This is a genomic window from Saccharospirillum sp. (genome assembly GCF_040881935.1).
In the GTDB taxonomy this organism is placed as follows: domain Bacteria; phylum Pseudomonadota; class Gammaproteobacteria; order Pseudomonadales; family Natronospirillaceae; genus Saccharospirillum.
The window spans coordinates 20397-29901 of sequence record NZ_JBBECH010000031.1; the positions used below are offsets into that span (position 1 = coordinate 20397).

The following is a 9505-nucleotide window of genomic DNA, read 5'->3' on the forward strand; positions in this document are numbered from 1 at the left end:
GCTGCATACCAGCATTGCCGAATCATCAATAGCAATCATGGATCGATTGCATAAAATGCCATGACGTGAATTCCGTAGCCGACAGGTTATGCTGAAAACTCACCCGTGAACAAAATCTCGGAACTGAACCAAAGGACACCTAATGACACCCTGGAGCCCAGAATCCTGGCGCCAAAAGGCCATTCGCCAACTGCCAACTTATCCAGACCAGAAGGCTCTGCAGGCGGTCGAAGCAGAACTTGCTCATCAGCCTCCCCTGGTCTTCGCTGGCGAAGCCCGTGCGCTTAAAAAGCAACTGGCCAGCGTCGCCAACGGTGATACCTTTCTTTTACAAGGCGGCGATTGCGCAGAAAGTTTTAAGGAATTCAATTCCAACCAGATTCGCGACACCTTCAAAGTGCTGTTACAAATGGCTGTGGTGCTGACCTTCGGTGGGCAGAGCCCGGTGGTGAAAATCGGTCGTATGGCGGGTCAGTTTGCCAAGCCACGCTCGGCCGATGATGAAACCATTGATGGCGTCACCCTGCCCTCCTACCGGGGCGACATCATCAACGGCATCGAATTCGATGAAGCCAGCCGTGTTCCCGACCCGGCCAGAATGCTGAAAGCCTACCATCAGTCATCATCGACCCTGAACCTGCTGCGCGCCTTTGCCCAGGGTGGGCTGGCTGATCTGCACCAGGTGCATCAGTGGAACCTGAGTTTTGTCGACAAGAGTCCCCAGGGCGAACGCTACCAACACCTAGCCGATATGATCGACGACACCCTGGCCTTTATGAGTGCCTGTGGCATTTCACCCGCGAATACACCACAGATACGCGAGACCCAGTTCTTCACCTCTCACGAAGCCCTGCTGCTGCCCTACGAACAGGCTCTGACGCGTCAGGACAGCCTGACCGGCGACTGGTACGACTGCTCGGCCCATATGCTGTGGATCGGCGATCGCACCCGACAACTCGACAGCGCTCACGTTGAATTCTGCCGTGGCATTCACAACCCGCTTGGCTTGAAAGCCGGTCCTAGCACAGATCCGGAAGACCTGATCCGTCTGATCGATATTCTGAACCCGAACAACGAACCCGGACGCCTAAACCTGATCGTGCGTATGGGCGCCGATAAAATCGCCGATCATTTTCCGGCGTTGCTGCAACGCGTTAAGGCTGAGGGCCGCAACGTAGTCTGGAGCAGCGATCCGATGCACGGCAACACCATCAAAACCGGCAACGGGTACAAAACACGCGCCGTTGAGTCGATTCTGTCGGAAGTAAAAGACTTCTTTCAAATTCACCGGGCAGAAGGCACACACGCTGGCGGTGTTCATTTTGAAATGACCGGTCGCAACGTAACTGAATGCATCGGCGGTGCTTTCGAGATTACCGAACACGATCTGGCAGAACGCTACCACAGCCACTGCGATCCAAGACTAAATGCAGACCAGGCACTGGAATTGTCGTTTCTGATTGCTGATGCGGTGAAGCAGGCGAGACGGGGATAATCGCTTGCTGATTAATTAAGCTGGTTAAATTATCCTCTACCCCCAGGCTCAACTGGTTGCCGGGAAGCCGTGCTGGCAACCGGGTAAGCCTATCCGGCAGCCATCACTTTGATCGTGGTTACCAGTTAAATCCAATACAATAAAAAGCGGGCCTAGCCCGCTTTTTATTTCTAGTAATCCAGTAATTTCGGCTTACACCACTCGAATATGCCACGGCTCGTAACGCACGCCATATTCATTGTCGGTGGTGTAACGGATCTTCACGAAGCCGAGATCCTGAAGTTTTTTGAACTCATCGGTCTGGGCAAAATCGGCGGTGAAGTTGCTCAAGCCGCCGTTAACCCGGCCCACGTCGAAGTCGCCGATCGCGTGGAAAGAATGCCCCGGAGGCGCCAGAGAGCGTGATGCGCGCGACAGATTGCCTTCAGATTGAATAGCCTTGGCCATAAATAAGTGGTATTGCTTGACCACTCCGCGAACACCACTGGTAAGTAGCAGGGTATCGCCCACTTTTTCACGCACCTTGTCGTAAAAAGCCTCAGAGTCACCGCGCAACAGGTAATGGCCACTGCCGGGAATCTTGGAGATATCATTTTCCGCGTAGCGGTGAGTCAAATCCGTTATTACCCGCTCGCCGAAAAAACCCAGACGAGAAACGTCGTCGTAAAACAGCTTCTCCAGGTAATCTAGCTCTGCGGTGGTGAAATCGCCTATGCGCGGCTGATAGCGGGCGTAGCGCAGCATGTCATCGAATGACAAAACGTTAAAATGGCCGTGCCCAACGTAAGACTGCACCCGATTCAATCGCTCCAGTGCCGTTACCAGAGTTGAATACTCAGTCTCGGTCATGTGAACGTCATCTGAGAAATCGTACTCGAAATGCTCCACTTTCTGGCGCACCCGCTCCGCTTCGTTTTCCACTTCAGCAACGTAAACAGGAGCCTCCACTGTCGCAGTGGTCTCATCCAGCATCGGTTGTTCAGGTCGGGAGGGTGTAAACGAGGCGACATCAGGTTTCAGTGTATTCACAACCGCAGGTTCCGGCGTTATGGCCGCAACCGTCTCAGACGGAGGGACCGTGATACCTAAGGCCTCACTGGGTGTCTCGTAGCGTGGGCCAACCGATTGCAAGGCTTGGGCGGGCTGGGCATAGCTGAGCCCTTCCCGATCTGGCGCAGCCGCATAGGGCGTCGCACTATGTGCCACCGCTTCATCGACCAACGGTGCCCCTTTCAGAGCTTGTTCTACCGCAGCTTTTGCCTGTTCAGCCTCGGTCAGACCCCAAACCTTGGAAGAACGCCGTATCATGTCAACGGAGGCATAGCCTGTTCCAACCAACACTGCAGATGCAGACAGCGTCTGGTACAGGAATTGTCTTCGATTCACGCATGTACTCCAGAAAAATGATGCATCAGGCACATTGTCTATGCTTGATGGCAGCCGAAACGCTCGAATCTTTAGTATGAGACGTCGGTCACATGCCAGTATCGGATGCCTTTACATTATTTGCAACGCACCGCTATCTATTGAAGTAATAAATCGATTACTTGATTCAAAACATCGTCTAGAGCGTCAAATATTTGTCTAAGGAAGCCTTATTCTGCTTCCAGAGCCAGATGCTTTGCTTTAATAAAGTGGCTGTGGTGTAAATGCAGCAAGTCAGACAGACGCCGAATCATGTGATCCTCATGCTTGTCGATCACACCGTCTGCAAGCGCCGTTCGCCACAAATCGACGATTAACGCCATTTTTTCATCGACGCTCAAACGGTCGTTCAGTACCTTGGTAAACTGAAACAAGTCGTGACTGTCAGCGTGTGTTTGCTGCGCGCGGGTAACCAGTGCCTGAACCTCGGCACGCGGCTCTCCGGTGCGCTCGATCAAACGCTCAATGATAGCTGCCTCTTCGCGGTCATCAGGGTGATGATCAGACATCATGATCTCGACCATCAAGACCGTGATGGCCTCTTCCACGGTCAATTCGGGAATGAGTTTCTCGGGGGTATCAAACCAGGCCATGATTTTCGATAACATAGCAACCTCTTTCAATTTATTAGCGTGACTGGCGAATTGACATGATCGATGCCCGACGGGCACCGTCTCAGAATGCTTACACTGGAGTTTAGCAAGCAGATGAACCTGACCACACCGGCTTTACTGTTCCCCGCCATTTCCTTGCTGTTACTGGCCTATACCAATCGATTTCTGGTCATTGCCCAGCTTATACGGTCACTCTACAAACAGAACGCAGATCACCCGGATCGCGATTTACGCGAGCAAATCCTTCACCTGAAAGTGCGTATTATCGCCATCAGGCGCATGCAGGTTCTGGGTATCATCGCGTTTATTTTTTGCGTTCTATCTATGCTGCTGCTGTTCCTGCAGCTGCCCGGCCCCGGAACGGTGCTGTTCGCTGCATCCCTTGTTTTACTCGTAGCCTCCCTGGGTTTCAGCCTGTATGAGGTACAAATCAGCGGCCAGGCACTGAGTTTGCAACTAAAAGGGCTGGAAGACCCGACATCTACAACGCAGTCTAATCCGTCAACAGATTCTCCATAATCGCCAGATACAGGTCAGTCAGAGTATCCAGATCGGCAATGGATACGCACTCATCCACTTTGTGGATGGTTGCGTTGACCGGGCCCAGTTCTACCACCTGTGCTCCAGTGGGTGCAATAAAACGACCGTCCGAGGTACCCCCGGCCGTCGACAGCTCAGTGGCAAACCCCTGCACTTGCTCAACAGCCACCGTCGCAGCCTGAACCAGCGCTCCACGATCAGTGAGAAACGGCTGACCTTTTACTTCAAATCGCAGGTCATACTCGAACCCCTGCAAGTCGAGCAGTGCACGGGTACGTTGCTGCAATTGGTCAACCGTCACTTCAGTGCTAAAGCGAAAACTGAACATTATTTCGGCATCGCCTGGAATCACATTGGTGGCGCCGGTGCCGGACCTAATGTTGGAAATCTGAAAGCTCGTCGCCGGGAAAGAGTCGTTCCCCTCATCCCATACCTCGGTACTCAGCGCAGCGATGGCAGGCGCCGCCAGATGCACCGGGTTTTTGGCCAGATGTGGGTAGGCAACATGACCTTGCACGCCCTTAATGGTCAGATACCCCAACAGGGAACCGCGGCGGCCGTTTTTGATGGTATCGCCAACCACAGCGGTGCTGGACGGCTCGCCGACCACGGCCCAGTCGATCTGGTCGCCGCGCTCGGTTAGGGCTTCCACAACCCGCACGGTGCCGTTATAGGCATCACCTTCTTCGTCCGAGGTAATCAGAAAAGCCAGCCGGCCCTGATGTTTTGGATGCCGGGCGGCGAATCGCTCTGCAGCCACTACCATAGCCGCCAGGCTGCCTTTCATGTCGGCCGCTCCACGGCCGTAGAGCATGCCATCATGCTCAGTCGGCTCAAACGGGGGAAAAGTCCAGTTCGAGGCGGCGCCTGTCGGCACCACATCGGTATGGCCGGCAAACACCAGCAACGGGTGACCTTCTCCATGCACAGACCAGAGATTGTCGACATCGTCGAAACGCATTGACTCGTTGGTAAACCCGGCGGCCGCCAGACGCTCACCCATCAGAGCCTGGCATCCCTCATCCTCAGGGGTCACCGAGGCGCGTGAAATAAGTTCTTTAGCCAGAGCCAACGTTGCAGAGGACATAGACGACCTTTTTTACGAAAAGAATGATGGCGGGTATGATACGGGTAAATGGCCCAAGCGTTAACCAGGGAGCAACCCTTTCCGCAATGACAGTACCCTCTTTCCGGCGAAGCCGATGGTATCATTGGCTTCAGGCCAGAACGCCAGAGCCCGCCGTCGCCCTGAAACGTTTCACCACCGGTGGCTTTGTGTTTTGTGCTGGCCTAATGGTTATTCTCATGACGAATGCCTTGCTCGCACCCAGCCTGCACCAGGAAATCATGACACTTATGGGCCTGCTGCTGAGCTTGGGTGCCTTTTTTGCGCTGATGGGGTATTTGGCCATCAGTCTGTTACGAATACCGCTGTTCTTACTGGAGCCTTCGCATGACCGAAGCGACTGACATTGAAATATACATTGCCAACACCTCCGCTGAATCCCTTAAAACCTGGCTTGCGGACCAACTGGATGCCGTAGAACCGGCCAAACGGCAAGCCGGTATGCCACAGAATGCGATCGCCATGACCGGTCACTGGCACGGGCAGGCGTTCTCCATTCTGGTTCTGGAACGTGTGGTTGGCCGTTTCACCAGCCTGTGGTTAAACAGCAACGACCTGCCCTGGTTAGATGACCCGGCCTGTGCCCGGGCCGCAAGCGCGCACTTCAACCAGGAAGCGCGCATCTCCGCCGGTGGCTGGACAGAATCGGACGACCCGGATGCCTGGGTTCAGATCATTCCAGACGGCACCGAGACCGCTATTAACTGGAAAACCGGCTAAGCCCTAAAGGCACTAAAAGCAGACTCAAAAGTCAGGCACAAAAAAGGCGGGTTATACCCGCCTTTTTTGTGGTCCATAGCCGATAAACAATTACCGCTGCCTGACCACTGTCACATCTTCGGCTTGCAAACCCTTGGTGCTTTCAACTACGCCAAACTTGACGCGCTGTCCTTCCTGCAGCGAGCGGTGCCCGCGGCCTCGAATCGACCTGAAATGTACAAACACATCTTCCTGATTATCACGGGTAATAAACCCAAACCCTTTGCTCACATTAAACCACTTGACGATTCCCTCTTCGCGACCATCTTTTTCCGCCTGCCCCATCAGCGACTGCGCCATGTATTGCGCCAGTGTCGCCAGAACACACACGACGATGAGCACCGCTGCAAAGGCACCCCATTCGGAGCTGCTAACCCGGGTGTTGGTCAGTTCAGCCACCGTTACCTCAGCACCCACCCCAGACAAGACCAGAGCGGCCGCCAAAATAACCGGCGCCGGAAGGGCTACCAGCAGCGCCACACCGGCGCGAATCAAAAACGTTCTTGCATTCATAATTACCACTCAACTGTTCGAATTGTTGTCAATTTTACGCTCAATCCATGAATACGCTGTTATCATAAGCAGACTGTTAATATAAGCAGATAGAACTACACCAATGGCATCGGCTGATGCAAAATATCCCTTTGCAAACCGCCATGACTGAGCTTCGCGCTCGAGACCTCAGGTCCAGAAGAGCCTGTGATCAGTCACTGCAAAGCCCGTCATAATGCCAAATATCACGCCAAAAACCAGCCCCGGAACACGAATATGAATCAGCAAGACCGTCTGACAGACTTGGAAATACGCCTGACTCACCAGGATGACACCCTCGAACAGTTAAATCAGGTCATCGCTGATCAGCAACAGAGACTGACCCGGCTCGAACTCGCCCTGCAACGTCTGGCCGCAGAACATAGAGACCTGAAAGAGGGATTGTCACCCGAGATTGTCGACCAGCCACCGCCACATTACTGATACCCGGGTTACAGCATGATTCTGCGTTTGACCTTCGGTTGAGGTAAACTAGCGTCTTTAATGTTGGCAGGTAGGTGCCCCGATATGCGTTCGTTGCTCGACATGATCAGCCGCTGCGTTCAAAGCGTCTTGTTTTTATGGGTCAGAACCGACAACAAGCCGTCCAGTGTTGATCTGGACGCCCTGACCCGGGAAACGCCCGTCGTTTACGTTCTGGAACAACAATCCACCGCCGATGCCATGGTGCTCGATCATCAATGCCGTAAACTTGGATTGCCCGACCTAACCCGGCGTCTGAAATTGCCCGGGCTCGAAGGCCGCCGGCCTTTGATCAGCATTCACGCACGCCGCTCGGTGCTGCGGCGCCATCGCAGCGCCGTCGCCCCCCTGATCCAGCCCATGCTGAATTATCTGACTGACAACCCGGATGAAGATATCCTGCTGGTTCCGGTTGCGCTGTTCTGGGGCCGGGGCGCACGCAAGAGCAACAATCTGCTCAAGGTGCTGTTAAGTTCAAACTGGAACCTGGCTGGACGCCTCAAAAAGCTGTTTACCGTGCTGATTAACGGTCGCAATACCTACTTTGAACTCAATGAACCAGTCTCACTGCGCCAATTGGTGAACGATGAGCCCAACACTGACGTTGCCAGTCGCAAAGTTGCCCGGGTGCTGCGCGTTCATTTCCGGCGGGTGCGCACCGCCGTAATCGGTCCGGATCTATCTCACAAGCGAGTACTGATCAGTCATCTATTGCACACTGCCCCCGTCCGAAAAGCGATTGAACAGCATGCCTCAGCCAAGGGTGTCAGCCGGGAGAAAGCCGAACGCCTTGCCCAGAAACACGCGAACACCATAGCTGCCGATGTCTCATACAATGTCATCCGCTTTCTTGATGTCATTCTGACCTGGTTGTGGAACAAAATATTCAACGGCGTCATCGTGAACGGGCTCGATCCGGTAAAAAAATTGGCTGAGGACCATGAAATCGTTTATGTGCCCTGCCACCGCAGCCATCTCGACTACCTGCTGTTAAGTTACTCCCTGTATTACCAGGGGTTGAACGTGCCCCACATTGCCGCTGGCGAAAATTTAAACATGCCGGTTGTCGGCGCTCTGTTACGCCGCGGCGGGGCTTTCTTTATTCGCCGGAAGTTCGGTGGCGACAAACTCTACACGGCTGTTTTTAACGAATACATACATTCCGTTTTTTCCCGTGGCTACCCAGTCGAGTATTTTGTGGAAGGCGGCCGCTCACGCACAGGAAGGATGCGACCACCTGCCACTGGCACACTGGCAATGACGGTACGCAGCCATTTGCGGGATCACCGCCGCCCAGTTGTTTTTATTCCGGTATACATCGGCTATGAGAAAGTGTTCGAATCCCGATCTTATCTGGGCGAACTGCAGGGCCAGGAAAAGAAAAAGGAAAATCTGTTCGACCTGGTCAAATCCGTCCGTCGGCTCAAAAACTACGGCCAGGTGTTTCTGAACGTCGGTGAGCCGCTGCATTTGAACACCCTGTTGTCTACCCTTCAACCCGGCTGGGATCAACACCAATACGGCCCGGATGACCGGCCAAGCTGGATGGTGCCCTTCGTCGATGAACTGTCCCGAGCCGTGGTAACCCGCATCAATTCAGCTGCCGCACTGAACCCGATCAACCTGGTGGCGCTGACGCTACTGGCAACACCGCGCCAGGCTATGGACGGAGAACTCTTGCAACAACAGCTCACCCTGCTGATTGGGCTGCAACAGCACCTACCTTATGACACTCACATCACCTGGCCTGAAGGTGATGCAAAACAATGGATAGACTATACCGAGCAAATGGGCATGTTACGGCGAATCCCGCAGAAGCTCGGCGACCTCTTCGGCCTCGACAGCCAGAACGCAGTCCTGATGTCCTATTACCGCAACAATGTACAACATCTCTATGCCATTCCGGCTCTGGTCGCCGCGTTGCTCGGACAAGGCCAGGGTATCAGTCTCAACAAACTCAAAGAGCAGGTCGGGTTGATATACCCCTATCTGCAGAGTGAACTGTTCCTCGCACCCAGCATCGGAGAAGCCCAGCATCAGGTTACGGTCTGGATCGACTTTTTTCATCAGGCTGGCTTGATTCATCGCCATGAGGACCGCTGGTTTGCCTCACTGATGGGAACCGCCAGCCGCCTGAAACTCGAACTGCTGGCCGCCATCATGGTGCCAACTCTGGAGCGGTACCTGCTAACACTGGCGGTATTGATTCGTGCAGGTTCGGGGCAAGCGACCAGTACAGAAGTAGAAAACCAGTCACAACAAATGGCACAGCGATTGTCACTCCTTAATGGCCTTAATGCGCCGGAATTCTTTGACAAGGCGTTGTTCAAAAATTTTCTACAAACGCTGAAAGCCCGGCAGGCGATCACGGTCAATGAACAGCATTGCCTGGAGTTTGACGATCGCATACTAAACATCGTACTGGCATCCGACAGTGTGGTGCCGGCTCAGGTGTTGTACTCGATCATGCAGGTAACCGGTCTGCGTGAAGCCGAGCCGGAATCAGCGCTGGCAATTGAGCCTCACTAGTGC

10 protein-coding genes are annotated in these 9505 nt (G+C 54.0%); 6 read left to right on the forward strand and 4 right to left on the reverse strand.

Annotated features, from left to right (window positions below; genetic code table 11):
• Window positions 1-142 precede the first annotated feature (142 nt).
• Window positions 143-1495 (forward strand): class II 3-deoxy-7-phosphoheptulonate synthase, encoded by a 1353-nt coding sequence (locus WEB54_RS05055; protein ID WP_368053839.1) that lies wholly within the window; start codon window positions 143-145, stop codon window positions 1493-1495.
• Window positions 1496-1687: 192 nt separating this feature from the next.
• On the opposite strand, the gene WEB54_RS05060 is transcribed toward WEB54_RS05055, so the two are convergent.
• Together WEB54_RS05060 and WEB54_RS05065 are read right to left on the reverse strand one after the other, a co-directional pair.
• Window positions 1688-2881: a D-alanyl-D-alanine carboxypeptidase family protein gene (locus WEB54_RS05060; protein ID WP_368053841.1), complete on the reverse strand. Its 1194-nt coding sequence runs from the start codon at window positions 2879-2881 to the stop codon at window positions 1688-1690.
• Between the two features lie 209 nt (window positions 2882-3090).
• Window positions 3091-3528: a TerB family tellurite resistance protein gene (locus WEB54_RS05065; RefSeq protein ID WP_368053843.1), complete on the reverse strand. Its 438-nt coding sequence runs from the start codon at window positions 3526-3528 to the stop codon at window positions 3091-3093.
• Between the two features lie 99 nt (window positions 3529-3627).
• On the opposite strand from WEB54_RS05065, the gene WEB54_RS05070 reads away from it, so the two are divergent.
• Window positions 3628-4053, forward strand: a complete 426-nt coding sequence (locus WEB54_RS05070; RefSeq protein WP_368053845.1) for a DUF2721 domain-containing protein — start codon at window positions 3628-3630, stop codon at window positions 4051-4053.
• On the opposite strand, the gene dapE is transcribed toward WEB54_RS05070, so the two are convergent.
• A complete protein-coding gene (dapE, locus tag WEB54_RS05075) occupies window positions 4028-5161 on the reverse strand; it encodes a succinyl-diaminopimelate desuccinylase (RefSeq protein WP_368053847.1) in 1134 nt (377 codons plus the stop codon). The two genes, WEB54_RS05070 and dapE, sit on opposite strands and share 26 nt — an antisense overlap.
• Before the next feature lie 86 nt (window positions 5162-5247).
• Here dapE and WEB54_RS05080 point away from each other — a divergent pair, with 86 nt between their 5' ends.
• Both WEB54_RS05080 and WEB54_RS05085 read left to right on the forward strand, forming a co-directional pair.
• On the forward strand, window positions 5248-5544 hold the full coding sequence (locus WEB54_RS05080; protein ID WP_368053849.1) for a hypothetical protein: 297 nt from the start codon (window positions 5248-5250) through the stop codon (window positions 5542-5544).
• Window positions 5528-5920 carry a hypothetical protein gene (locus WEB54_RS05085; RefSeq protein WP_368053851.1) on the forward strand — a complete coding sequence of 131 codons (393 nt, stop codon included), beginning with the start codon at window positions 5528-5530 and terminating at the stop codon, window positions 5918-5920. The genes WEB54_RS05080 and WEB54_RS05085 overlap by 17 nt, the downstream gene beginning before the upstream one ends.
• Window positions 5921-6010: 90 nt before the next feature.
• On the opposite strand, the gene WEB54_RS05090 is transcribed toward WEB54_RS05085, so the two are convergent.
• Entirely contained in the window at window positions 6011-6472 is a 462-nt protein-coding gene (locus tag WEB54_RS05090; RefSeq protein ID WP_368053853.1) for a cold-shock protein, read from the reverse strand.
• A 255-nt stretch (window positions 6473-6727) separates the two neighbouring features.
• On the opposite strand from WEB54_RS05090, the gene WEB54_RS05095 reads away from it, so the two are divergent.
• Window positions 6728-6934: a SlyX family protein gene (locus WEB54_RS05095; RefSeq protein ID WP_368053855.1), complete on the forward strand. Its 207-nt coding sequence runs from the start codon at window positions 6728-6730 to the stop codon at window positions 6932-6934.
• An 84-nt stretch (window positions 6935-7018) separates the two neighbouring features.
• Entirely contained in the window at window positions 7019-9502 is a 2484-nt protein-coding gene (gene plsB, locus WEB54_RS05100; RefSeq protein WP_368053857.1) for a glycerol-3-phosphate 1-O-acyltransferase PlsB, read from the forward strand.
• Window positions 9503-9505 lie beyond the last annotated feature (3 nt).